The organism is Sphingobium abikonense NBRC 16140, assembly GCF_001598335.1.
GTDB classification, from domain to species: Bacteria; Pseudomonadota; Alphaproteobacteria; order Sphingomonadales; family Sphingomonadaceae; genus Sphingobium; species Sphingobium abikonense.
This window is the reverse complement of record NZ_BCYT01000018.1, coordinates 24,270-47,698: the sequence shown is the minus strand read 5'-3', so window position 1 is coordinate 47,698 and position 23,429 is coordinate 24,270. Positions and strand designations below refer to the sequence as shown.

At 63.1% G+C, this 23,429-nt stretch carries 18 protein-coding genes and 1 pseudogene; 9 read left to right on the top strand and 10 right to left on the bottom strand.

Annotation, left to right across the window (positions count from 1 at the left end):
- Window positions 1-18: 18 nt before the first annotated feature.
- Window positions 19-489, bottom strand: a complete 471-nt coding sequence (locus tag SAB01S_RS15320; RefSeq protein ID WP_174525667.1) for an Hsp20 family protein — start codon at window positions 487-489, stop codon at window positions 19-21.
- Between the two features lie 594 nt (window positions 490-1,083).
- Here SAB01S_RS15320 and SAB01S_RS15315 point away from each other — a divergent pair.
- Together SAB01S_RS15315 and SAB01S_RS15310 are read left to right on the top strand one after the other, a co-directional pair.
- A complete protein-coding gene (locus SAB01S_RS15315; RefSeq protein WP_062734065.1) occupies window positions 1,084-2,334 on the top strand; it encodes a lipoprotein-releasing ABC transporter permease subunit in 1,251 nt (416 codons plus the stop codon).
- Window positions 2,327-3,004, top strand: a complete 678-nt coding sequence (locus SAB01S_RS15310; protein WP_021225690.1) for an ABC transporter ATP-binding protein — start codon at window positions 2,327-2,329, stop codon at window positions 3,002-3,004. The genes SAB01S_RS15315 and SAB01S_RS15310 overlap by 8 nt, the downstream gene beginning before the upstream one ends.
- 17 nt (window positions 3,005-3,021) lie before the next feature.
- Here SAB01S_RS15310 and SAB01S_RS15305 read toward each other — a convergent pair whose 3' ends face one another.
- Window positions 3,022-4,818, bottom strand: a complete 1,797-nt coding sequence (locus SAB01S_RS15305; protein ID WP_062734063.1) for a diguanylate cyclase — start codon at window positions 4,816-4,818, stop codon at window positions 3,022-3,024.
- A gap of 144 nt (window positions 4,819-4,962) precedes the next feature.
- Between SAB01S_RS15305 and dnaE the strand changes: the two genes are divergently transcribed.
- Both dnaE and SAB01S_RS15295 read left to right on the top strand, forming a co-directional pair.
- A complete protein-coding gene (dnaE, locus tag SAB01S_RS15300; protein ID WP_062734061.1) occupies window positions 4,963-8,508 on the top strand; it encodes a DNA polymerase III subunit alpha in 3,546 nt (1,181 codons plus the stop codon).
- Window positions 8,509-8,602: 94 nt separating this feature from the next.
- A complete protein-coding gene (locus SAB01S_RS15295) occupies window positions 8,603-8,812 on the top strand; it encodes a hypothetical protein (RefSeq protein ID WP_062734059.1) in 210 nt (69 codons plus the stop codon).
- Window positions 8,813-9,147: 335 nt separating this feature from the next.
- Here the strand turns inward: SAB01S_RS15295 and SAB01S_RS15290 are convergent, their stop codons facing one another.
- Complete coding sequence (locus SAB01S_RS15290) at window positions 9,148-10,215, bottom strand: PA0069 family radical SAM protein (RefSeq protein ID WP_062734057.1); 1,068 nt, start codon at window positions 10,213-10,215, stop codon at window positions 9,148-9,150.
- 96 nt (window positions 10,216-10,311) lie between these two features.
- On the opposite strand from SAB01S_RS15290, the gene rnr reads away from it, so the two are divergent.
- The gene (gene rnr, locus SAB01S_RS15285; protein ID WP_062734056.1) at window positions 10,312-12,624 is read left to right on the top strand and encodes a ribonuclease R; all 2,313 of its coding nucleotides are present in this window, start codon (window positions 10,312-10,314) and stop codon (window positions 12,622-12,624) included.
- A gap of 73 nt (window positions 12,625-12,697) precedes the next feature.
- On the opposite strand, the gene SAB01S_RS15280 is transcribed toward rnr, so the two are convergent.
- On the bottom strand, window positions 12,698-13,153 hold the full coding sequence (locus SAB01S_RS15280) for a universal stress protein (protein ID WP_021224590.1): 456 nt from the start codon (window positions 13,151-13,153) through the stop codon (window positions 12,698-12,700).
- Between the two features lie 186 nt (window positions 13,154-13,339).
- Here SAB01S_RS15280 and SAB01S_RS15275 point away from each other — a divergent pair, with 186 nt between their 5' ends.
- From SAB01S_RS15275 to SAB01S_RS18195, 4 genes and pseudogenes are all read left to right on the top strand, one after another.
- The gene (locus SAB01S_RS15275) at window positions 13,340-14,665 is read left to right on the top strand and encodes a pyruvate dehydrogenase complex dihydrolipoamide acetyltransferase (protein WP_062734054.1); all 1,326 of its coding nucleotides are present in this window, start codon (window positions 13,340-13,342) and stop codon (window positions 14,663-14,665) included.
- Window positions 14,665-15,066, top strand: coding sequence for an acyl-CoA thioesterase (locus tag SAB01S_RS15270; protein ID WP_009821884.1), 402 nt, complete (start codon window positions 14,665-14,667; stop codon window positions 15,064-15,066). Before SAB01S_RS15275 ends, SAB01S_RS15270 begins: the two co-directional genes overlap by 1 nt.
- A 12-nt stretch (window positions 15,067-15,078) precedes the next feature.
- On the top strand, window positions 15,079-16,491 hold the full coding sequence (lpdA, locus tag SAB01S_RS15265) for a dihydrolipoyl dehydrogenase (protein ID WP_062734052.1): 1,413 nt from the start codon (window positions 15,079-15,081) through the stop codon (window positions 16,489-16,491).
- Window positions 16,448-17,029: pseudogene (locus SAB01S_RS18195) on the top strand (phosphatase PAP2 family protein); the annotation flags it as partial. The gene lpdA and the pseudogene SAB01S_RS18195, both read left to right, overlap by 44 nt.
- 51 nt (window positions 17,030-17,080) lie before the next feature.
- On the opposite strand, the gene SAB01S_RS18880 reads toward SAB01S_RS18195, so the two are convergent.
- The 6 genes from SAB01S_RS18880 to SAB01S_RS15235 form a co-directional block, all read right to left on the bottom strand.
- Window positions 17,081-18,565, bottom strand: coding sequence for a DUF2142 domain-containing protein (locus SAB01S_RS18880; protein WP_062734050.1), 1,485 nt, complete (start codon window positions 18,563-18,565; stop codon window positions 17,081-17,083).
- Between the two features lie 91 nt (window positions 18,566-18,656).
- A complete protein-coding gene (locus tag SAB01S_RS15255) occupies window positions 18,657-19,592 on the bottom strand; it encodes a hemolysin family protein (protein ID WP_062734048.1) in 936 nt (311 codons plus the stop codon).
- A 67-nt stretch (window positions 19,593-19,659) separates the two neighbouring features.
- The gene (gene ybeY, locus SAB01S_RS15250; RefSeq protein WP_062734046.1) at window positions 19,660-20,172 is read right to left on the bottom strand and encodes an rRNA maturation RNase YbeY; all 513 of its coding nucleotides are present in this window, start codon (window positions 20,170-20,172) and stop codon (window positions 19,660-19,662) included.
- On the bottom strand, window positions 20,169-21,173 hold the full coding sequence (locus SAB01S_RS15245; RefSeq protein WP_021224957.1) for a PhoH family protein: 1,005 nt from the start codon (window positions 21,171-21,173) through the stop codon (window positions 20,169-20,171). Before SAB01S_RS15245 ends, ybeY begins: the two co-directional genes overlap by 4 nt.
- 122 nt (window positions 21,174-21,295) lie before the next feature.
- Complete coding sequence (miaB, locus tag SAB01S_RS15240) at window positions 21,296-22,660, bottom strand: tRNA (N6-isopentenyl adenosine(37)-C2)-methylthiotransferase MiaB (RefSeq protein ID WP_062734045.1); 1,365 nt, start codon at window positions 22,658-22,660, stop codon at window positions 21,296-21,298.
- A 9-nt stretch (window positions 22,661-22,669) separates the two neighbouring features.
- Window positions 22,670-23,428 (bottom strand): lysophospholipid acyltransferase family protein, encoded by a 759-nt coding sequence (locus SAB01S_RS15235; RefSeq protein ID WP_062734043.1) that lies wholly within the window; start codon window positions 23,426-23,428, stop codon window positions 22,670-22,672.
- Window position 23,429: the final 1 nt, after the last annotated feature.

Genomic DNA, 23,429 nt, shown 5'->3' with positions numbered 1-23,429 from the left:
TCTTCGATTATCCACCGATCAGGCGGCGTCGCGATCCTGTGCGTTGATGTCGACCAGCTGACCGCCGTTGATGGCGATCTTCTTGGGCTTCATCGCTTCGGGAACCTCGCGCACCAGTTCGATCACCAGCAGACCGTCGGCCAGATCGGCCTTTTCCACGCGCACGAAATCGGCCAGCTCGAACCGGCGTTCGAAGCTGCGATTGGCAATGCCGACATGCAGGAATTTGGAACGATCCGCTGCGGAGTCATCCTTGCGACCAATTACCTGCAACAGGTTCTGCTGCGCGGTGATATCGATTTCGTCGGAGCGGAAACCCGCGACGGCCAAGGTCACGCGATAGCGATCCTCCGACAGGCGCTCGATATTGAAGGGCGGATAATTGTCGCTCTGCTGCAATCGGGCGTTATTTTCGATCAGGTCGAACAGACGATCAAAGCCCACGGTCGAGCGGCGATAAGGGGTCAAGTCAAAAGCACGCATCGTCATAATCTCCTGAAGAGCAAAATGAACCATGCCGAACCCGTCATTATGGCGTTCGGCGATACTGAGCCCGGCCCCATGCGGCGACCGGACGACATGAATATGGTTTGACGAATATGGCTTTCAAGAGGGCCGATGGCGCCCGAAATTTCCTAGGGACGCCCACGCCTCGGTCGAACGATTGTCGCCCGGTACAGGCATATCACGTAGGGGAGATCAATATTTGCTGTGTCGCAGCAAGCAGCCGCCAAGATACGACCGCCTCGGCGCATTGTGGCTAAAGAAAAAGCACCCGGATCATGCTTTCATGATCCGGGTGCTTAATGGACGATTGCTCGTCTCCCCCTTGGCCTGCCTCAACCACTTCTTAGCCCCCTAAGCTCGAAGCGGGAAGCAGTATCCCTGAACCACGGCCTTTCACCTGTGCTTCGATTGTCTTGCTATGCTTACCGACGCAGCGAGTCACGGGCAAAATCGGGATGTTGTGATTTTCGCTGCGACCCTGTTGCGACGATGCAACAATCCGGCAATGCTTGCCGTGGGTCCCGGCCGGTCCTAGAGCCTGTTCCAAATTTCCATCACAGGGGCCATTCGCGCCACATGATTCTGTCCCGTTACGAACGTATGATTGCCAAGCGCTATTTGCTGCCGGGCAAGGGCGAAGGCTTCATCTTCCTGGTCGCTGGCATCAGTCTGGTCGCCGTGATGCTGGGCGTCGCGGCGCTCATCATCGTCATGAGCGTGATGAATGGTTTTCGCGCGGAGCTGTTCGACAAGATTGTCGGTTTGAACGGCCATGCGGTGGTGCAGGGCTATGGCGGCCGCCTGCCCGACTGGCAATCCATCCTTAAGCAGGCAAAGGCGACGCCGGGCGTCACCAGCGCCACGCCCATGATCGAACAGCCCTTGCTGGCGACGTTCAACGGCCGCGTCGAGGCAATTCTGGTGCGCGGCATGACGGTGCCTGACATTCGCGCGAACAAGACGCTCAAGGGCAAGGTGCTTGCCGGCAGCCTGGACAGCCTGACGCCAGGCGCGGGGAAGGTTGGCATCGGCTCACGTCTTGCCGAAAATCTGGGCGTGCAACTGGGCGACAGTCTGACGATCATCAACCCAGCAGGCCGGTCGACCCCATTCGGGACCGTCCCGCGGCAAATATCCTATCAGGTGTCGGCGATCTTCGAAGTCGGCATCTATGATTATGACAAGGCGATGGTCGTCATGCCGGTCGAGGATGCGCAGACGCTCCTCCTGCTGGGCGATGTCGTTGGCATGATAGAGGTGGAGACGGTCAATCCTGACAAAGTCGGCCAGATTTTGGAGCCGTTGGCCGCGAAGGTCGCCGGCCGGGCGGTCATCACCGACTGGCGGCAGATGAACGCATCCCTGTTCGAAGCGCTGGCGGTCGAACGGGTGGCGATGTTCGTCGTCCTCTCGATCATCGTGCTGGTCGCAGTGTTCAACATCCTGTCCTCGCTCATCATGCTGGTGCGCGCAAAGACCCGCGACATCGCGATCCTGCGCACCATGGGGGCGAGCCGGGCGGGACTGGTCAAGATCTTCATGACGGTCGGCGTCACCATCGGCACACTCGGCATGGTGGCGGGCATGATATTGGGCTTCACCTTCCTCTTTTTCCGGCAGAATGTGGTCAATGCTATCCAGTTCGTGACCGGTCAGAATTTGTGGGACCCCTCGATCCGCTTCCTTACCGAATTGCCGTCTCAGCCCGACCCGGTCGAAATCGCGGTAATATGCGTCATGGCGCTGCTGTTCAGCTTCCTCGCCACCCTCTACCCGGCCTTCAAGGCCGCCAATACCGATCCGGTCCAGGTGCTGCGCTATGAATGATGTTCTGAAAGTCACGGGCCTCGCGCGCAGCTTCACGCAGGGCGGGGTGACGATCGACGTGCTGCGCGGGGTCGACCTGCGCGTGGGCGAGGGCGAGATCGTGGCGCTGCTCGGCCCATCGGGATCGGGCAAATCGACGCTATTGCAGGCAGTCGGTCTGCTGGAGGGCGGATTTGAAGGGTCGATCCGCATCGCTGGCGAAGAAGCGGCGAAACTCGACAATGACGGACGCACCCGGCTGCGCCGCGATGCGCTGGGCTTCGTCTATCAATTCCATCATCTCCTGCCCGACTTCAACGCGACCGAAAATGTCGTGTTGCCGCAGGTCATTCGCGATGCAGACATGGCGACGGCGCAGTCGCGCGCGGAATCCCTGCTGACGTCGCTGGGGCTTGGCCACAGGCTGGACCATCGCCCCAGCCAATTGTCGGGTGGTGAGCAGCAGCGCGTCGCCGTGGCCCGCGCGCTCGCCAACCGGCCGGCGCTCGTGCTGGCCGACGAGCCGACAGGCAATCTGGACGAGCGGACGGCAGACGTTGTCCTGGCGGAGTTTCTGCGCCTGGTCAGGGGCGAAGGCTCCGCCGCGCTGGTCGCCACGCATAATGAGCGGCTGGCGCAGAAGATGGACCGGGTGGTGCGCCTGCATGAAGGGCGCTTGCAAACGGCCTGACGCAGCGGAAGCGGGGGTCAGGCTGCGTCCCGCACCACCGCCACCAGCACCCGGTCGCGCCCTTCCGCCTTGGCGCGCAACAGCGCGGCGTCCGCCGTCTGGATCAGGCGATCGGCGCGACCATGATCGGGAAAGGCGGACAGGCCGAAGCTGGCGGTCACGGGTCCCAACAGATTGCCGTCATGCTGGACCCGCAAGGATTGCAGTTGCTGCCGTATCTGCGCCGCACGCGCGATCGCCTGATCCAGCGAGAAACCGGGCATAAGGACCACAAATTCCTCGCCCCCCAGGCGAAAGGCGTGGCCGTCTTCCCGCAGCGATTCATTCAGCAAGCCGCCAACCGCGCGTAAAATCGCATCGCCAGCATCATGCCCATGATTGTCGTTGAACCGCTTGAAATGGTCGATGTCGATCATCAGGCAGGAAAGCGGCGTGGCGTTTCGCTCGGCCTCCTGTGCCAGTCTGGTGAACAGCATGTCGAACTGGCGGCGATTGGGCAGGCCGGTCAGCGGGTCGACCATCGCCATGTCGCGCAGCACGTCGCGCAGCCGCAGGTTAGACAGGGCCAGGCCGATATTTTCCGCCAGCATCTCCAGATAGGTGCCGCTGCGCTCCAGATGCGCTTGGCTCGCGCTCGTCGGTTCCTCGAAATAGAGCAGGCCGATGCTCTCGCCCTGCGCCGTGAGCGGAATACAGATCGTCTGAAGCGTGCCCCGTGCGCCCAGATGCTCGCAGGGAATGTCGACCATTTCCCCGATGGGCCGATGGGTCTGGCCCCGGCGCAAGGCCCAGCAGGCCGATGGCCCGAATTCCGTCAACGAATGGGCGGGGTCCAGCCATTGGCACGCCTGCGCCATCGCATTGCGACGGGCGTCGTAGATGTATAGCCTGCCCGGAAAATCAGGCGTGATTTCGGGCACGAAGCGGCGCACTACCCCCACCAGATCGGCGGTATCGTCGCATCCCTGCAACCGCTGCGTCAGGCGCGAGAGAAGGTCGCGCATCCGGTGATCCACGTCCCGCTCGCGCTCCAGCCTTTGGCGTTCCAGCCCGTTTTCGCGAAAGATGCGGATCGCCTGCGCCATATCGCCAATCTCGTCGACATGCGCCATGTCGGGCGGGACCGCATCATAATCCTGCGCCGCGAGCCGCGTGACCACATCGCTCAACCGCACCACCGGGCGAAGAATGCGCTGTTTCAGGATGAAATAGAGGACGCACAGGAACAGCAGCGCGGTAACGCCCAGCATGATTTCCGACATGGTGCGCCACAGCCGCGCGCTTTCGGTCGCGCGCGCCACCGCCTGATCGGTGCGTTGATCCAGCATATATTGAAAGCGGTCAATCTGCGCGGCGACCCGGTCCATTTCCCGCCCATATTCGTCGCCAAACAGGATGGCTCGCGCGGATTGCGCGTCCCCTTTTTGCGCGGCCTTCAGCGCGGCTTCCTGCTCCTCGATCAGCGCATCCGCCCAGTGGATGCCCTGCCGCAAGGCCTGAAGCTCGGCATGGTTGGCGCCGGCGTCCTTCAGATAGCCTATCCGCTCCTCGACCGATCGCAATCCTGCTCGTTCGCGACGATAGGCGATCAGATGGCTGGGGTTGCCGGTGACGACAAAACCGCGCGCCTGCTCGCTCAAGCGATAGACATCCTCCTCCAGCGTGGCGGTAAGCTTGTCGAAGGTCGCGCGCTGGCTGACGGCAGCGCGCTCCTGCTCCTCGACGGACGAGGCGCGCAGCATCGTCGCGCCGGACACGAGCGTCAGCGCAACGGTTGCGCCATAGGCCCAGTTAGTGATGGTGGAAAGCCGCATGGCGGCAATCTACCGGTCAGAAGTTGGCGATTGATTAAGCACGACGGCAGATTGGACGAAAGCGCGGCCCGCACGCGCTTTCGTCCACAGCTTTCGCGCGTCGGGGGCTGGCGCCGACTCATGCGCGCCGCCTAAGGTGCCGTCATGTCCCATGCCGCTTTCGTTCCGCTTCGCGTCTTTTCTTCCTTTACCATGCTGGAAGGGGCGATAGATCCCAAGAAGATCGCAAAGCAGGCGCGGGCGCTCGGCTTTCCGGCGGCGGCGATCACGGACCGCAACGGCCTGTACGGCTCCATGGCCTTTTCCGACGCCTGCAAAGGGGAAGGCGTGCAGCCGATCATCGGCGCGATGCTGGGCGTGCTGCGACCCGGCCGGCCCGCCAATGCGTCGCAAGTCCATGACTGGATCGCGCTTTATGCGCAGGATGCGCGCGGTTACGACAATATCTGCGCGCTGGTATCGATGGCGCATCTCGATCGCCCGGTAGAGGAAGTGCCCCATGTGACGCTCGATACGCTGGAGGGGCGCACCGACGGCGTCATTGCCCTGACGGCGGGTGGCGAGGGCGCGCTGGCGCGGCTGTTCGCAGAGGATCAGCCCGATGCCGCTTTGGCCTATGCCGAGCGGCTGGAGGCGCTGTTCCCCGACAGGCTCTACGTCGAAATCTGCCGTCGCCTCGACCCGGTGGAGGGCAAGGCGGAAGGCGCGCTGCTCGACCTTGCCTATGATCGCGGCCTGCCCTTGGTGGCAACCAATCCCACCTGCTTTACCGAACCGCATTTCCATGAAGCCCATGACGTCATGCTGTGCATTGCAGACAGCGCCTATGTGGACACGGCCGACCGTCGCAGAAGCTCGCCCGACGCGTGGATGAAGCCGGCGGCCGAGATGCGGCGCCTGTTTGACGACCTGCCCGAAGCGCTGGCCAACACCCTTGTCGTGGCGCAACGCTGCGCCGTGGCAGCCCCCAAACGCAAGCCCATCCTCCCCAGCCTCGCGGGCGATATCGAGGGGGAGGCCGCGATGCTGCGGGATCAGGCGGCAGCGGGGCTGGAAGCGCGGCTGGAAAAGGCGGGCATATTGGGCGAGGAGATGCGGCGGCCCTATTATGAGCGGCTGCAATTCGAGACCGACATCATCATCCAGATGGGCTTTCCCGGCTATTTCCTGATCGTTGCCGACTTCATCAAATGGGCCAAGGATCAGGATATTCCCGTGGGGCCGGGGCGCGGATCGGGCGCAGGCTCGCTTGTCGCCTGGGCGCTCACCATCACCGATCTTGATCCCTTGCAACTAGGCCTGCTGTTCGAACGCTTCCTCAACCCTGAGCGCGTGTCGATGCCCGACTTCGACATCGACTTTTGCGAAACCCGACGGGGTGAGGTTATCCGGTACGTCCAGCAGAAATATGGCGCGGATCATGTGGCGCAGATCATCACCTTCGGGAAGCTCAAGGCGCGCGCGGTGCTCAAAGACACCGGTCGCGTGCTCCAGATGAGCTATGGCCAGGTCGACCGCCTCGCCAAGCTGGTGCCCAACCATCCGACCGACCCCTGGACGCTGGAACGGTCCCTGAATGGCGTCAGCGAGTTCAAGGCGGAATATGACAATGACAATCAGGTCCGCCGCCTGATCGACTATGCGATGAAGCTGGAGGGCTTCCCGCGCCACAGTTCCACCCACGCCGCCGGCGTCGTTATTGGCGACCGTCCCTTGAGCCAGCTGGTGCCGCTTTATCGCGATCCGCGCTCCGACATGCCGGTGACGCAATTCGACATGAAATATGTCGAGGGCGCCGGACTGGTGAAGTTCGACTTTCTGGGTCTGAAAACGCTGTCGGTGTTGCAGAAGGCGGTGCAGTTGCTCGCCGCGCGCGGCGTCACGGTGGACCTCGATACACTCGCCTGGGATGACATGGCGGTTTATGACCTGCTCCAGCGCGGCGACACGGTCGGCGTGTTCCAGCTGGAATCGGAAGGGATGCGCAAGACGCTCGCCGCCGTGCGCCCGACCAATTTCGGCGACATCATCGCGCTTGTGTCGCTCTATCGTCCCGGCCCGATGGACAATATTCCGATGTTCGGCCGTCGCAAGAACGGCCAGGAAGATATTGAATATCCCCATATTCTCCTGAAACCGATCCTCGAAGAAACCTATGGCATCTTCGTCTATCAGGAACAGGTGATGCAGGCCGCGCAGATCCTGGCGGGCTACAGCCTGGGGGACGCCGACCTGCTGCGTCGCGCGATGGGCAAGAAGGTGAAGGCGGAAATGGACGCGCAGCGTTCCCGCTTCGTCGAAGGCTGCGCCGCCAAAAGCGATATTCCGGCAGCCAAGGCGAATGAGCTGTTCGACTTGATCGACAAATTTGCCGGCTATGGCTTCAACAAGTCGCACGCCGCCGCCTATGCGCTGCTCGCCTATCAGACGGCGTGGCTCAAGGCGCATTACCCGGCCGAATTCTATGCCGGGTCAATGGCGTTCGACATTCACCTGACGGAAAAGCTGACGGTGTTTGTCGACGATATGCGGCGCATGGGCCTGACCTGCCTGCCCCCCGATATCAATCGCAGCGAAGCGGATTTCACGGTCGAGCCGGTCGCTTATGAGGGCGAAGACGCGCGATTGGGCTTTGCCGTGCGCTATGCGCTGGGCGGCCTCAAGGGCGTGGGCGAAAAGGCGATGGAACAGCTGGTCGAGGAGCGCAACAAGGGCGGCGCCTTCAAGAGCCTGGACGATTTTGCGGACCGGATCGAGCCGCGCCTGCTCAACCGGCGCCAACTCGAAAGTCTGGCGGCGGCAGGTGCGTTCGATGGCATCCACGCCGACCGCGCGGGCGTCCATGCGGCTGCCGAGACGATCCTGTCCGTCGCTTCCAGCAACGCCGCCGCACGCGAAAGCGGGCAGGGCGGCCTGTTTGGCGACGTGGAAACGCCCCACGCCGATGTACGCATCCCCCCGCATCAGGCCTGGACGGTGGCGGACCGCATGGCGCAGGAAAAGGAAGCGTTCGGCTTCTATTTCTCCGCGCATCCGGTCGACCGTTACAAGCATCTGGCCGACGCCCGTGGCGCACGTAGCTATGCCCTCATCTGCCAGTCGCCCATGCCCGCGCCCAATGCCGAAGGGCGGGCCATGACGATCATGGCGGCGATGGTGGAGGATGTCCGCTGGCGCGAGACAAAGCGCGGCGCGCGCTACGCCAGCGCCACCTTCTCCGACCAGAGCGGCCAGTTCCAGGCCAGCTGTTTCGACGAGGATGGCTGCAAGGCGATCGAGGAACTGGCGCGCGATGGAGACTGCGCGCTGCTGGTCGTCGAACTGGATCGCCTGCCGGGCGAGGAAACGCCGCGCGTCACCGTGCGTAGCGTCGAACCCTTCCGCGCGATCGCCAGCGCGTCGCGCATGGAATTGACGATCGATGTGGAAAGCGCCGAGGCGGTCGAGGCGCTGGCGGCGCTATTGGCCGGCGCGGGCGGAGGCCGTAGCGAAGTCTTCCTGCGCGCGCGATTAAGCGACGGGCAGGCGGCGCGCGTGTTTCTGGGTGATGGATATAGCCTTGGCGCCGATCAGGTGGACGCAATCGCAACCATCAAGGGGCTGACCATCCATAAGTTCGAGCGAATGGACGTGAAGGCCGACGGCTACCGCACGCGCACGCGCCGGTCGGGCATGCGGCTGGTGGGATGAGGGTGGGGCGGCAACTGGCGACCATTTTTTGCCGTTCATTGGACCTCGCGCTGGTCGCCATAGCGGACATCGCAAATCATGCTAGGTAACGATCATGAAGCGTTTGCTAGATGCCCTATTCAGCGTCACCCACATCACGATATTCTTTATCGCGATCTGGGTGGGAACCGCCTTCATGGCGGCCGAGGCATTTGGCTGGTTGCGCCCCGACTACAGGCGACTGCTGCTCGTAATGATCCTTGCTTACTGGGCTGGGGTGGCACTTGAACTCGGTGTTCTTGGTCGCCGTAGGGCGAGGCGCTGACGAACAGTTTTGCCGTTCTCTCTCTTTGTGGCAAATGCCGATAGTCGACATCGGTAAGGTTTCCTCCGGGATGGAGCGCTACCCGCATAGCCAAGGGTCAGCCATGGTCGAGATTGAAGGACGAATAGAAGTCCGCGGGAGTCCGCTTTAGGGATTGTCCGATCCAACAGCAGGCCGTCCGCTTCCCACCCGTTTCGGTCATATACCCGCGGTCAGAAAACGATCCTCTAACCTCTTCTCAACGACCATGAGAAAAGACGACCCCAACCGCACAGGGATGGCGGAAGGATGTTGCGTTTGGTCGCTACTTGTTATCCTGCGCCTCTCATTCGCCATCAAAACAGCCGCATCTGCGCGCCTTCGGGCGGGCGAAACAGGTCGGAGCGCAGCGCCAGCTTTTCGCCGCTCAGACCCGCCTTGCGCCGTGCCTTGACGAACCGCGAGCGGATGAGGTCGGCCCAGACGCCTTGCCCTTTCATCCGGCTGCCGAAATTGGGGTCGTTGTCGCGGCCGCCGCGCAGGTCGCGGATGATCGCCATGACCTTTGCGGCGCGGTCCGGATGATGTTCGTCCAGCCAGGCGCGGAACAGGGGGGCCACCTCGTGGGGCAGGCGGACGAGGATATAGCTTATGTCGCGCGCGCCGGCGGCGGCGACACGGGCGACGACGCTCTCAATCTCATGGTCGTTGATGGCGGGGATGATCGGCGACATGTTGGCGGACACCGGCACGCCTGCTGCCGCCAGCCGGGCGATGGCGGCCAGCCGTTTTTCGGGATGGGCCGCGCGCGGCTCCAGCGTCCGGGCGACCTTGGGATCGAGCGTCGTCACCGAAATCATCACCGCGACCAGATTGTCGCGCGCCAGATCGGCAAGCAAGTCGATATCGTGCAGGATGCGGTCCGATTTGGTGGTGATGAAGGTCGGATGGCGGGTTTCGACCAGCACCTCCAGCACTTGTCGCGTGATGCGCCAGTCTTTCTCGATCGGCTGATAGGGATCGGTATTGGTGCCCATGGCGATGGGGCTGACGACATAGTTTCGCTCCCCCAGTTCCTTGCGCAGCAGGGCTGCGGCATCGGGCTTGGCAAAGAGCTTGCTTTCGAAATCCAGTCCCGGCGAGAGGTCCAGATAGGCGTGGGTCGGCCGCGCGAAACAATAGATGCAGCCATGTTCGCAGCCCCGATAGGCGTTTATCGATTGCGAGAAGGCGATGTCGGGCGACGAGTTGCGAGCGATGATCGTGCGGGGATGTTCCACGGCGACCTGGGTGCGCAGCCGCGGCAGCGCACCGTCGATCGCTTCGGCCATGTCGAGCCAGTCGCCATCGACCTGGCGTTCGGGCAGGGCGAAGCGGCGGCTTTCACCGTTCAGTGTCGCGCCTCTGCCCTTTTCCGCCGCCATGACGGTAAGTTAGAACAATAAGGGAACATTCGCAAGCGCCCGCCGGGTGCTGGTGCGACACTGGCGCGCGGGGGCGGGGATGCCTATAGCAGAAAGATGGCTTCCAACCAGAAACAGAAAAAACCCGCCAAGGTCCGTCCTGCCGGCCTGCCCACGCGTCAGCAGGTGATGGATTTCATCGCCGAAGCCGATACGCCGGCGGGAAAGCGGGAGATCGCCAAGGCGTTCGGTCTCAAGGGGCAGGAAAAGATTGCGCTCAAGGCTCTGCTCAAGGACATGGCCGATGAAGGGCTGATCGACATTGGTCCGGCCCGCGCCTTTCACAAGATGGGGGGTGTGCCCAAGGTGACGGTGCTGCGCATCGTCGATGTGGACGACACGACGCTGATCGCAACTCCGGAAAAATGGGAAGCGGAAGGCCAGCCCGCGCCCCGATTGCGCATCGTCGAGCGGGGCAAGCCCAAAACACGGCAGTCCGCGCTGACCATTGGCGACCGGGTTTTGGCTCGGACCGAGGAAGCGGGTCGCGGCTGGATCGCGCATCCGATGAAAAAGCTTGCGAAAGCGAGCGAGGAATTGCTGGGCGTGGTCGAGGAAATGGCCGACGGCAAGCTGTGGCTGCGTCCGGTCGACAAGCGTATTCGCAAGGACACGCTGATCAGCGATTCTGGCAATGCGCGTCCCGGCGACCTGGTGCTGGCCGAGCCGCATGGCCGGCCGCCGCGCATGGCCGCGCGGGTGACGGATATATTGGGCGATCCCTTTGCGCCGCGCAGCTTCAGCCTGATCGCCATTCACAAACATGGCATTCCCCACGTCTTTCCCGACCGGGTGGAGGATGATGCGCTGACCGTCGCGGCCCTGCCGCTGCATGAGGACAAGCGCGAGGATTTGCGTCACCTGCCGATCGTGGCGATTGACCCGGTCGATGCGCGCGACCATGACGATGCGGTCTGGGCCGCGCCCGACGAGGACGAGGGCAATCCGGGCGGATATAAGGCAATCGTCGCGATTGCGGACGTGAGCTATTATGTCCGCCCCGGCAGCGCGCTGGACAAGGAAGCGCGCAAGCGCGGCAACAGCGTCTATTTCCCCGATCTGGTCGTACCGATGCTGCCGCATCAATTGTCGTCCGATATGTGCTCGCTACGCGCGGGCGAGGACCGGGCGGCGATGGCGTGCCATCTGACGATCAACGCGCAGGGCAAGGTGACGGCGTGGCGCTTTACCCGCGCGGTGATCCGGGTGGCGGCGGTGCTGGCCTATGAGGATGCGCAGGCGGCCATAGACGGGACAAAGGACAATGCCCTGCTGGAGCCGGCCTTGAAGCCGCTCTGGGCGTGCTGGGCCTTGCTGCAAAAGGCGCGCAAGGCGCGCGATCCGCTGGCGCTGGACCTGCCGGAACGGCGGGTCGTGCTGGACGAGGCGGGCAAGATCGTGAGCGTGGCGGTGCGCGAGCGGCTGGACGCGCATATGCTGATCGAGGATTATATGATCGCCGCCAATGTCGCGGCGGCCAAGGCGCTGGAACAGAAAAAGGCGCCGGTCATGTACCGCGTTCATGAACCGCCGAGCCGCGACAAGCTGGTCGCATTGAAGGATTATCTGGCGACTTTCGACATCGGCTTCGCGCTGGGGCAGGTGGTGAAGCCTTTCACCTTCAACCAGCTGATCGCGAAGATCGGTGAGGCGGAGGAGAAGCCGCAGATCATGGAGATGATCCTGCGCAGCCAGACCCAGGCCTATTATGCGCCGCAGAATATGGGGCATTTCGGGCTGGCGCTGGGCAGCTATGCGCATTTCACCTCGCCCATTCGGCGCTACGCCGACCTTCTGGTCCACCGGGCGCTGGTCGGTGCATACGGGCTGGACCTTCCGGTGCCCAAGGGCAGGGACGTGCCGGATCGTTCGTCGCTCAGCCAGGACGATTATGAGAATATGGGGCGCGTGGGCGAGATGATTTCGGGCTATGAGCGGCGCGCGATGGAGGCCGAGCGGGAGACGATCGATCGCTATGTCGCCGCCTATCTGGCCGCGCATGTCGGGGAAGTCATGCCTGCGCGCATTACCGGGGTGCAGAATTTCGGCTTCTTCGCCACGGTCGAGGGATTGGGCGGCGACGGGCTGGTGCCGGTGTCGACCATGGGGGCCGAGCATTTCTTTTACGACGAGGCCGGCCGAGCGTTGCAGGGGGTGGAGAGTGGCGACCGCTATACGGTGGGACAGCGGCTGGAGTTGCGACTGGCGGACGCGGACCCGATCAACGGGTCGTTGCGCTTCGAATTGCCCGATAGCCCGGCACCGCGCGGCGCGCCGATGAAGCGCGATCGCACTCGACCGGGCATCAAACGGGGGCGTCCAGCCAATATCCGCCATATCGGCGGGAAGCGGGGGAAGCATCGGAAATGACCTGCCTGAGTTTCAGGTGCAGATTGACCGGTGCTCTCGATTCTCGACACGCTATAAAGAGCGACTTTCGCGTTTAGCTCAGCCGGTCGATGGCTTCGCTGTCCAGGCCGCCGGGGATGACCATGATCGGGCAGGGCAGCTTGCCGGCGTCCGCACCTGCAAAATGGCTGACGAGCTTGCCAGGGTTGCCCATGGCCGCCGCGCCGAGGACCAGAGCGGCGACATCTTCCATTTCCTCCAGCGTCTTGCGCACGACCGTGACGGCGTCCCCCTGCCGCACGGTGATGCTGGGTCGAATGCCGGATTCGTCGCTGAGCGTGCCGGCCGCGCTCGTCACTAGTGCTTCGGCGCGTTGCAGCGCTTCATCCTCCATCGTGGCCTGAACGCCACCCCATTGGACAAATTCTGCTGGCGGGATCAACGCCAAAATGCGCACCGCGCCGCCGGTCTTGGCTGCGCGCCGGGCGGCGAAGCGGAGGGCTGTCTCTGCCTCCGGCGATTCGTCTACAACAACCAGATATGTCCGCATAATTTGAGCGCCCCGCATCGAACTTTCGGCCGTGACGGTCGGGAATAAGACCGCAACGAACCAGTCCGGTGAAATGTGGGGGATAAATGCCCGCTCTGCAACCCGCTGCTTGACCGATCCGGCGAATGGGTGGAAACACGGCGGCAAATGGCGACCGCCGGATAATCCAGAAGAGGCCCCGCACGCATGAGCAAGAAAATCCAGATGCCCGCCCTTTCCCCCACGATGGAGGAAGGCACGCTGGCCAAATGGCTGGTGAAGGAAGGCGACACCGTATCGTCGGGCGACCTGCTGGCGGAGATCGAAACCGATAAGGCGACGATGGAATTCGAAGCGGTGGATGAAGGCGTCATCGCCAAGATCCTGGTGTCGGAAGGCAGCGAAGGCGTGAAGGTCGGCACCGTGATCGCGATCATTGCCGAAGAAGGCGAGGATGTGAGCGCCGCGGCGGCCGGTGGATCGGATGCACCCGCGCAAAAGGCCGAAGATCAAAAGGCCGAGGAGGCGCCGAAGAAAGCGGACGAGAGCCCGGCGCCCAAGAGCGAACCCATGTCGGAAAAGCCAGCCCCGGCCGCTACAACCGCTTCGGGTGATCGCGTCAAGGCGAGCCCGCTGGCACGCCGCCTGGCCGAAGCGAAAGGCATCGACCTGAGCAGCGTCAAGGGCAGCGGCACCAATGGCCGTATTATCAAGGCGGACATCGACGCGGCCACGCCGGGCGATACGGCTGCACGAGCCGCGTCGGCGGCTTCGCCCACCACAGCTGCGCCGGCTGCCCCGGCACCCGCGCCCGCCGCTTCGCCCGCTGCGCAGGATTTCGGCATCCCGCACGAGGTCATCAAGCTCAATGGCATGCGCAAGACCATCGCGCGCCGCCTGACCGAATCCAAACAGCAGGTGCCGCACATCTACCTCACCGTGGATATCCAGCTCGACAAGCTGCTCAAGCTGCGGGCGGAGATGAACGCGGGTCTGGAGAGCCGCAAGGTCAAGCTGTCGGTCAACGACCTGCTGATCAAGGCGCTGGGCGTCGCGCTGGTGCAGGTGCCCGAATGCAATGTGCAGTTCGCCGGCGACCAGATGCTGCAATTTAAGCGCGCCGACATTTCGGTTGCGGTCTCCATCCCCGGCGGCCTCATCACGCCCATCATCACGGAAGCGGACAGCAAGGGTGTAGCCGCCATTTCGACGGCGATGAAGGACTTGGCTTCGCGAGCGAAGGACGGGAAGCTCAAGCCCGAAGAATATCAGGGCGGCACGGCGTCGCTGTCGAACATGGGCATGTTCGGGATCAAGCAGTTCGAGGCGGTCATCAATCCGCCTCAGGGCATGATCATGGCGATCGGCGCCGGCGAAAAGCGTCCCTATATTGTCGATGACGCCGTTCAGATCGCAACGGTCATGTCGGCCACGGGCAGCTTCGATCACCGCGCCATCGACGGCGCCGATGGCGCGCGCCTGATGCAGGTGTTCAAGGAACTGATCGAAAATCCGATGGGCCTGCTCGCCTGATGGGGCATCCCGACGAACAGCCGCCCGAGGCGAGTCCGGCTGTGCGCATCATCGCCATGCCCGCCGACACCAATCCCTATGGGGATATTTTCGGCGGCTGGTTGATGAGCCTGATGGACTCGGCCGCCGGGTCGGTCGCGGCGCGTCATAGTCATGGACGCGCCGTCACCATCGCGGTGGAGGGGATGACATTCCTGCGTCCGGTGGTCGTCGGTGACGAGGTTTCGGTCTTCGCAACCCTGAAATCCGTTGGGCGCACGTCCATGAAGATTGACGTAGAAGCGTGGCGCCGAACCCGCCATGACGACCGTAGTTACCGCGTGACTCGCGCAACCTTCACCTTCGTGGCGATCGGCGAAGATCGCCAGCCCCGATCCGTGCCGCCGCTTCCGGCAGAATAGAGAGAAGACATCATGGCTGAGAATTACGATCTCATCGTTCTGGGCTCCGGCCCTGGCGGCTATGTCGCCGCGATCCGCGCGGCGCAGCTGGGCTTGAAAGTCGCGATCGTGGAGCGCGAAAATCTGGGCGGCATCTGCCTCAACTGGGGCTGCATTCCCACCAAGGCACTGCTGCGCTCCGCGGAAATCTACCATTATATGCAGCATGCCGGCGATTACGGCCTAGCGGCTGAAAAGATCAGCGCCGACATTGCCGCCGTGGTCAAGCGTTCGCGCGGCGTTGCCAAGCAGCTGAATCAGGGTGTCACCCACCTGATGAAGAAGAACAAGATCGCCGTGCATATGGGCGATGGCAAAATGACCGGCCAAGCTTCAGACAAAACTCGCAAGCTTTCCGTCACCAAGGACGGCAAGACCGAGGAACTTACCGCCAAGAACATCATCCTGGCGACCGGCGCGCGGGCGCGCGACCTTCCGGGCACGCCGGCCGATGGCAAGCGGGTATGGACCTATCGCCATGCAATGACGCCGCCCGAAATGCCGACCAAGCTGCTGGTCATCGGATCGGGCGCGATCGGTATCGAATTTGCCAGCTTCTATAATGACATGGGCGCGGACGTGACGGTCGTCGAAATGATGGACCGCATCGTCCCGGTCGAGGATGCCGATGTGTCGGCTTTCCTTGAAAAGGCGCTTAAAAAGCAGGGCATGACGATCATGACCGGCGCGGGCGTCAGCGACGTCAAGGTGACGGACAAGGGCGTCAGCGCCAAGCTGAAGGACAAGGCCGGCAAGGAAAGCGTCGCTGAGTTCAGCCATGTGATCGTCGCCATCGGCATCGTCCCCAACACCGCCGACATTGGCCTCAAGGAACTGGGCGTCGCTATGGACGATCGCGGGTTCCTGAAGACCGACGACATGTGCCGCACCAATGTCGAGGGGCTGTGGGCGATCGGCGACATCACCGCGCCGCCTTGGCTGGCGCATAAGGCGAGCCATGAGGGCGTGATTGCGGCCGAAGCCATTGCGGGCAAGCATCCCCACGCCATGGACGCGCGCAACATCCCTGGCTGCACTTATTGCCACCCGCAGATCGCCAGCGTGGGCCTGACCGAAGCCAAGGCCAAGGAAGCGGGCTATGAGGTGAAGGTCGGCATGTTCCCCTTCATCGGCAATGGCAAGGCGATCGCGCTGGGCGAAGCGGAAGGCTTCACCAAGACAGTATTCGATGCCAAGACTGGCGAATTGCTGGGCGCACACATGATCGGCGCGGAAGTGACCGAGATGATCCAGGGCTACACCATCGGCAAGACGCTGGAGACGACCGAGGCGGAACTGATGCACACGGTCTTCCCGCATCCGACCATTTCGGAATCGATGCATGAAAGCGTGCTCGCGGCCTATGGGCGCGCGCTTCATATCTGACCGGCGATCAGTGACAAAAGGCGCGGGAGCTTTGGCTCTCGCGCTTTTTTGCGTGTTGTTGATCGCGTTCGCGCAGCGTTTCGGATGGCTGGACGGAATCAATGTCGGGCTGATGACGCTGGCGGGCGAAGGGCGAGACACCGCGCTTGGCGGCAAGGTAACAATGGTGATGCGGCTGGCGTCCGCCATCGGCGGCACATTGGGGCGTATCACGCTGCTGGCGGTGGTGCTGGCACCGCTCATCTGGGCTGGTTATCGGCGGTCCGCGATGTGGCTGGCAGCTATGATGGCAGGGGGAACATTGCTCAACCTCGCATTGAAGCAGGTTTTTGCCGCGCCGCGGCCCGACCTGTTGCCGCATCTCGATATCGTCCACACATATAGTTTCCCCAGCGGCCATTCGGCGGGGAATATGATGTTCTTCGGCGCGCTGGCGATGCTGGCTGGCCGGCGTGGCGCTTATTGGGGCGCGGCCGTCGCAATCTTGCTGATCGGGGTCAGCCGCGTCTGGCTCGGCGTTCACTGGCCAAGCGACGTACTGGCCGGCTGGATCGAGGGACTGGGCTGGCTGGCCTTCTGCGCGATCTGGCTACCAGCGCGGGGAGGGGAGCAGCAACGCACGCAAGACGCTGCCGTGCGGAGGCATTCCATCGCTGGTGATAAAGCCGTGGACCCAGAAACTGTCGAAGGCGGTGGCGGCGGCGATCAGCGATAAGGGAATCGCCGTCCACGCGAACAGCCTTTGCGCGCCGGCGATGGCGCGTGCCGGCGACAGGGCGATCAGGACCAGCGGCAGCACGGGCAGGAAATAGCGGCCCTGCGTCCCTTGAATATAATCCGCGCCGAGCGGCGTGCCGGTGAGATACATCGCGGTTTCGATGAGAAGCGCGACGCCGAGCGCGACAGCAACCCACCAGACGCGTTGCCCCAGGCCAAAGCGCGCGCCTGTGCCCGTTGCGACGCCAGCGGCCAGCATCAATGCCGCGAGCGGATAGGCAAGCAAGGGCAGGAGAATGGCGTTCCAGCCGAACCGTCCGACGATCTGCAGCGCATAGACGGGCATGCGTTCGATGATGCTGGTGACGAGGATATGGACATAGCCGAGCGGCGAGGCGAGGATTGTGGCGAGTTGATCGCGCAGCGGCGCGGTCATCATCGTTTCGCCGGTCTTGCGCGACTGAATATGGTAGAGCGCTTGGCTGCCGCCGGAATAGTGCATCCAGGCCAGGAAGGCGATCGCGCCCAGGGCCATCGCGCAGAGGATCAGCCACAGGCGGGGATCGCGGCGCGTCGGCCAGCGCAGGCCAGCGGCCATGATCGGCAGATAGACGCCCTTGCAAAGGGCGAGCAGCGGTCCGGTGAGGAGTAGCCCAGCCGAGCGAGCCGGCGCCGACCCCATGAACCCAACGCGTAGGGCAAGAGCAAGGCCGATGAAGCCCAGGCCGTTGATGACCGCATCGGGAGAGAGCGATCCGGTCTGATAGGCGAAGGTCGGTAGCAAAGCCGTTGCCAGCATCGCGTTGCGGCCGAAGGGCAGCAATCGCAACGCCGCGATCAACAGGACAAGACCGGTCAGGGCATTGACGACGCGTCCGGCATAGAAGGCGCCGAGCGATGACAGGCCGAGGCCCTTGCCCGCCGCCAGACCGATTGCGCCCGGCAGATAAAGGGTAGGCGCATAGCTGGCGACATTGGGGAAATCGGCGAAGTCGGAACCGGCGCGCCCAGCGTCAGCAGACGCGCTCCTACGCAACTGATCCGCACGAAACAGTCGTGACGTCGCGGGAACATCCGTCGGAAAGTCGATGCGATGAATATCCAGCGCGGCGCGCGGCAGGTCCGTACCGATGGCCGGGCCGAGCTGCTTGGTCAGCATGTCCCCCTGCCGAACCGCCAATGCCTTCATATAATGCTGGTTCTCGTCCGGCGCCTGAAAAGGCGGCGTGATGACAGCTAAAAAGAGCGTGAGCAGGCAAAGGAGCACGAGCGACAGCTTTTCCGTCCCGCTCCAGGGCGCCGCGAACAGCATGTCCGCGCGGTCCAGACCTGAAAATCGCTGACGTTCATTCCGCATGGGCAGAGAGGTAGCCGCGACCGCTTAATATTTCGCGACCGTCTCGCAATGTGACTGGATTTTCAACGATGCGTAACGCCGGCCGAGATTGTTATTCCGCTTCTGGCTCTAGAGCCACAGGCGGATGGAGGCGCAAGCGCGTCACGCGCCGGCTGTCGCTTGCGGTAATTTCAAGCTTCCACCCGCTTTCCGCATGCTCCAATATCTCTCCCACTTCCGGGACGCGGCCGGCCAGCACGAAGGCGAGGCCCCCCAGCGTGTCAACATCTTCCTCCACATCGCCAAGACGCGCGTCAATCTCTTCGGCAACGTCTTCGAGTTCGGCGCGCGCATCGGCGTCCCACAGCCCATCGTCCAGCGGCACCAGCATCGCTTCGGGCGCATCGTCATGCTCATCCTCGACGTCGCCGACAATTTCCTCGACCAGATCCTCGAACGTCAGCAGCCCTTCAGTGCCCGAATATTCGTCCAGCACGATGGCGAGATGGGTGCGCTTGGCGCGCATTTCGGCGAGTAGATCCAGCGCGCCCATGCTTTCGGGCACGTAAAGCGGCTGGCGGATCAGCGGGGCCAGCGTTTCAGGCGCCGGCGCCTTGCCGGCCAGAATGGCAAAGGCGTCGCGAATGTGAATCATGCCCACGATCGTGTCGAGATTTTCGCGATAGACAGGAATGCGGCTGTGGCCGGCTTCCGCGAACAGGGCGGCCAGGTCGGCAAAACTGGCCTTTTCCTCGATCGCGATAATATCGGCGCGGGGCACCGCGACATCGTCGACCGTATGTTCGGAGAAATGCAGCAGGTTGCGCAGCATCTGCCGTTCGATGGCGGACAGGTCGCCCTTTACCGGAGGATGATCTTTCTGGTCTTCCTCGTCATATTCGTCGAGCGCTTCCTCCAGTTCCCTGCGCAGGCTGGTTTCCGCATTCTCACCGAACAGCAGCGACTTGATGCCGCTCCATAGGCCGCCCTCGTTACTACTGTCCGCTTCCTTCGAAGCGTTGCCATCCTTGGGGCTGCCTTCAGCCATCGGTCGTCCTATTCCCCTGTTTGAAGCGGTGCATATGCGGCCTTAGCCGGCTTGCATGAAAAACGCCTCATTTAATATCGTCGCGATCCCCATAGGGGTCGGCCAAGCCCAGCGATGCCAGCGCCGAAACTTCCAGCGCCTCCATGGCTTCGGCTTCCGCGTCGTTCATATGGTCATATCCCAGCAGATGAAAAGTGCCGTGGACGATGAGATGGGTGGCATGGTCGACCATGCTGATGCCCTTGTCGGCCGCTTCGGCGACGCAGACGCCTTCGGCCAAAACGATGTCGCCCAAAAGCACCTCGCCATCGTCGGTATTGGCCGTTGCCTGGAGCAGATCATCCTGCACCATCGGGAAAGACAGGACGTTGGTAGGTTTGTCCTTGTCCCGATAGGCGCGATTGAGGCCGTGTACTTCATCGTCGGAGGTCAGCTTGACCGCGATTTCATACAGCGTCGCGTCGGTGGCGAAGGCGGCATAGGGGCTGTGCGAAATGGCCGCCGCTACAGCCCGCTGGGCAATCATTTCCCAATCGCCCTGTGGCCAGCCCTGGTCATGCAGCAGCGCAACCTCGATCATGCGTCCGGCCCTTCATAGGCCTGGACGATGCGACCGACGACAGGGTGTCGCACCACGTCGCCCACGCCGAAGGGCACCATGGCGATGCCGTCCACGCCATGCAGGCGGGCGACCGCGTCCGCCAGACCGGAAATTCCCGGTTGCGGCAGGTCGACCTGTTTGGGGTCGCCGCAGATGACCATGCGGCTGCCCTCACCAAAGCGGGTGAGGAACATCTTCATCTGGGCGATGGTGGTGTTCTGCGCCTCGTCCAGCACGATGAAGGCATTGGCGAGCGTGCGACCGCGCATGAAGGCGAGCGGCGCGATTTCAATTTCTCCGCTGGCGATGCGCCGTTCGACCTGTTCGGCCGGCAGCGTGTCATAAAGCGCGTCATAGATGGGGCGCAGATAGGGGTCGACCTTGTCCTTCATGTCTCCGGGCAGAAAGCCCAGCCGCTCGCCCGCTTCCACGGCCGGGCGGGACAGGATCAGACGATCGACGCTGCCGGTGATGAGCTGGCTGACCGCCTGCGCGACGGCCAGATAGGTCTTGCCCGTGCCTGCCGGCCCGAGCGCGAAGATGATGTCGTTGCGGGTCAGCGCCTCCATATAGGTGACCTGCGTCGCTGATCGCGGCACGATCGTCTTCTTGCGCGTGCGGATCATCACCTTGGGCGGTTCGGCGACGTCATGGCGGATGATGCCGTCGAGCGTCGGTTCGGCTGACATGGCGATGACCGCCTCGACCGCGCCCGAATCGATTTCCTGCCCCGCGACGATGCGGTTGTAGAGGCCGGTCATGACGTCGCGCGCGCGGGCGGCGGCTTCAGCCTCGCCCTCGATCTGGAGCTTGTTGCCGCGCGCGGCGATGTAGACGCCAAGGCGATTTTCGATCGCGACCAGATTCTGGTCATATTGCCCGAATAATGTGCCCAGCAGATGCGGCTTTTCGAAAGTAACTTCCAGACGCGCGCGCTCGGCGATGTCGGGGCGAGGGCTGTGGTGCGGTTTTTTCGACATAGGTCAGCCTCTCCCTTGCTTGGCCATGCCCGCAAACAGGGGCATCCATCGTCCAGACCATGCATTGAGCGGAGCGGCGTGGCGATGGGTTCCCGCCTGCGCGGGAACGACGGTGCGATGGTTCAAGCGGCCTTCCTCCTCACTGTTTCGCCAGCCAGGCTGTTCGGGCCGGCGCTGATAATGTCGACGTCCACAAAATCGCCGATCTCAAGCTCCGGCGCGGTCACGACTACCGACTGGAGCCAAGGTGATTTGCCGATGAGCTGACCGGGGTGCCGGCCCTTGCGCTCCAGCAGAATCTGTGTGGTGCGGCCCACGGTCGCGGCGTTGAATGCGGCTTGCTGGCGGTTGAGCACCGCCTGAAGCCGCGCGAGCCGTTCATCCATGACTTCGGCGGCGATCTGGTGATCCATGTCGGCGGCCGGCGTGCCTGGGCGGGGGCTATATTTGAAGCTGTAGCATTGGGCATAGCGCACTTGCTCGACGATGCGCAGCGTATCTTCGAATTCGGCATCCGTTTCACCGGGGAAGCCGACGATGAAGTCGCCGGAAATGGCGATGTCGGGTCGCGCCTGCCGCACCCTTTCAATGATGCGCAGATAGCTGTCGGCGCTGTGGCTGCGATTCATCGCCTTGAGAATGCGGTCATTGCCCGCCTGTACCGGCAGATGCAGGAAGGGCATCAGCTTGTCGATTTCGCCATGCGCCGCGATCAGTCCATCGCTCATGTCATTGGGATGGCTGGTCGTGTAGCGGATGCGCCGCAAGTCCGGAATTTTCGCCAGCTCGCGGACCAGCCCGTCCATGCCCTGCGCGCGCCCCTTGTCATCATCCCCGGTCCAGGCGTTCACATTCTGGCCGAGCAAAGTGATCTCGCGCGCGCCGCCATCGACCAGCGCCTTGGCTTCATCGACAATCGCGCTCCAGGATCTGCTGATTTCCGCGCCGCGCGTATAGGGGACCACGCAATAGGTGCAGAATTTGTCGCACCCTTCCATGATGGTGAGAAAGGCCGTGGGGCGGGCCTGTTTGGTGCGCGCAGGAAGCGCGCCGAATTTCGAGGCGGCTGGCATGTCCGTATCCACCGCCGCTTCGCCCCGGCCGACCTTGTCGATAAGGTGAGGCAGGCGATGATAGGCCTGCGGCCCCACCACGATGTCTACATTGCGCGCGCGGCGTTGAATTTCGCTGCCTTCGGCCTGCGCGACGCATCCGGCGACGGCGATCATCGGGCGGCTGCCATCGTCGCGCGTCAGGCGGCCGATGTCGGAATAGACCTTGTCCACCGCCTTTTCGCGGATGTGGCAGGTGTTGAGGATGACGAGATCGGCCTCAGCCCCTTCGGCAGCCGGGGTCATGCCCTGCGTGCCCAGCATTTCTGCCATGCGCTCGCCATCATAGATGTTCATCTGGCAACCGAAGGATTTGACGTGGAAGGTCGCTGGCGCGGTCGTGGCAGGATTTCGGGGGGCGTCGTTACGATTCATGCGATCCAGCTATACAGGCGGCAAGGGGGGAGCGGAAGAGCGGTGATGCGCGGCCATGCTGGCGGCGATCCGGTCCCGCGCCAGCGCTGCCATCGCCTTGCGGTTCGCACAGGTAGCGGGATCGAAGGGTGAGAGGAACCGGATCGTGACCGGCAATCTGCCCTTGCGTCGCAGGATGCGCAGCACGTTGCCAACGGCCGGTTCATCCCCCACCCATGCGATATCTCCGACCGCAGCACCATAATCTATATGCACCGGCTGGATTATCACGGGGCGTGGTGGCGGGAACAATGTCGCGAGCAATGTGGGTTTGAACGGTAGAAGCGTCTCGCCATCGCCCGTCGTGCCTTCCGGAAAAAGCGTGACCGGCTGATGCCCCGTCAAGGCTGACCGGAGCGCAGCCATCTGCCCCAACAAGCCGCCGCGCCGTTCGCGCGAGACGAAGACGGTGTTATTCTGCGCCGCCAGCCAGCCGACGATCGGCCAGCGCGCTACGCCATCCTTCGACACGAAAGCCGCGCCTGTGGCGCCGCCAAGCGCGAGAATGTCGATCCAGCTGACATGGTTGGCGAGCAGGAAGATGTCACCTTGGGCCGGGCGACCTTCCAGAATGACGCGTGCGCCGATGGCGCACGCCGCTAGACCCAGAAACCGGGAGGGCCAGGGCGAACGACGTCTGGCCAGTCGCCATCCCAGATGGGGAATGAGGCACAGCAGCAGGACGCTGGCGAGCAGGACTAGCCGCCCTGCGCAGCGCAAGGGCGCCAGC

Bases quoted from the DNA above. Each gene is read 5' to 3' on its own strand.
- SAB01S_RS15315 (WP_062734065.1), top strand. From the start codon at position 1,084: ATGATTCTGTCCCGTTACGAACGTATGATTGCCAAGCGCTATTTGCTG.
- SAB01S_RS15255 (WP_062734048.1), bottom strand. From the start codon at position 19,592: ATGGCTGAAGGCAGCCCCAAGGATGGCAACGCTTCGAAGGAAGCGGAC.
- dnaE (WP_062734061.1), top strand. From the start codon at position 4,963: ATGTCCCATGCCGCTTTCGTTCCGCTTCGCGTCTTTTCTTCCTTTACC.
- ybeY (WP_062734046.1), bottom strand. From the start codon at position 20,172: ATGATCGAGGTTGCGCTGCTGCATGACCAGGGCTGGCCACAGGGCGAT.
- SAB01S_RS15270 (WP_009821884.1), top strand. From the start codon at position 14,665: ATGGGGCATCCCGACGAACAGCCGCCCGAGGCGAGTCCGGCTGTGCGC.
- SAB01S_RS15295 (WP_062734059.1), top strand. From the start codon at position 8,603: ATGAAGCGTTTGCTAGATGCCCTATTCAGCGTCACCCACATCACGATA.
- lpdA (WP_062734052.1), top strand. From the start codon at position 15,079: ATGGCTGAGAATTACGATCTCATCGTTCTGGGCTCCGGCCCTGGCGGC.
- SAB01S_RS15245 (WP_021224957.1), bottom strand. From the start codon at position 21,173: ATGTCGAAAAAACCGCACCACAGCCCTCGCCCCGACATCGCCGAGCGC.
- SAB01S_RS15305 (WP_062734063.1), bottom strand. From the start codon at position 4,818: ATGCGGCTTTCCACCATCACTAACTGGGCCTATGGCGCAACCGTTGCG.
- SAB01S_RS15280 (WP_021224590.1), bottom strand. From the start codon at position 13,153: ATGCGGACATATCTGGTTGTTGTAGACGAATCGCCGGAGGCAGAGACA.
- SAB01S_RS15310 (WP_021225690.1), top strand. From the start codon at position 2,327: ATGAATGATGTTCTGAAAGTCACGGGCCTCGCGCGCAGCTTCACGCAG.
- SAB01S_RS15290 (WP_062734057.1), bottom strand. From the start codon at position 10,215: ATGGCGGCGGAAAAGGGCAGAGGCGCGACACTGAACGGTGAAAGCCGC.
- SAB01S_RS18880 (WP_062734050.1), bottom strand. From the start codon at position 18,565: ATGCGGAATGAACGTCAGCGATTTTCAGGTCTGGACCGCGCGGACATG.
- SAB01S_RS15320 (WP_174525667.1), bottom strand. From the start codon at position 489: ATGACGATGCGTGCTTTTGACTTGACCCCTTATCGCCGCTCGACCGTG.
- miaB (WP_062734045.1), bottom strand. From the start codon at position 22,660: ATGAATCGTAACGACGCCCCCCGAAATCCTGCCACGACCGCGCCAGCG.
- SAB01S_RS15275 (WP_062734054.1), top strand. From the start codon at position 13,340: ATGAGCAAGAAAATCCAGATGCCCGCCCTTTCCCCCACGATGGAGGAA.
- rnr (WP_062734056.1), top strand. From the start codon at position 10,312: ATGGCTTCCAACCAGAAACAGAAAAAACCCGCCAAGGTCCGTCCTGCC.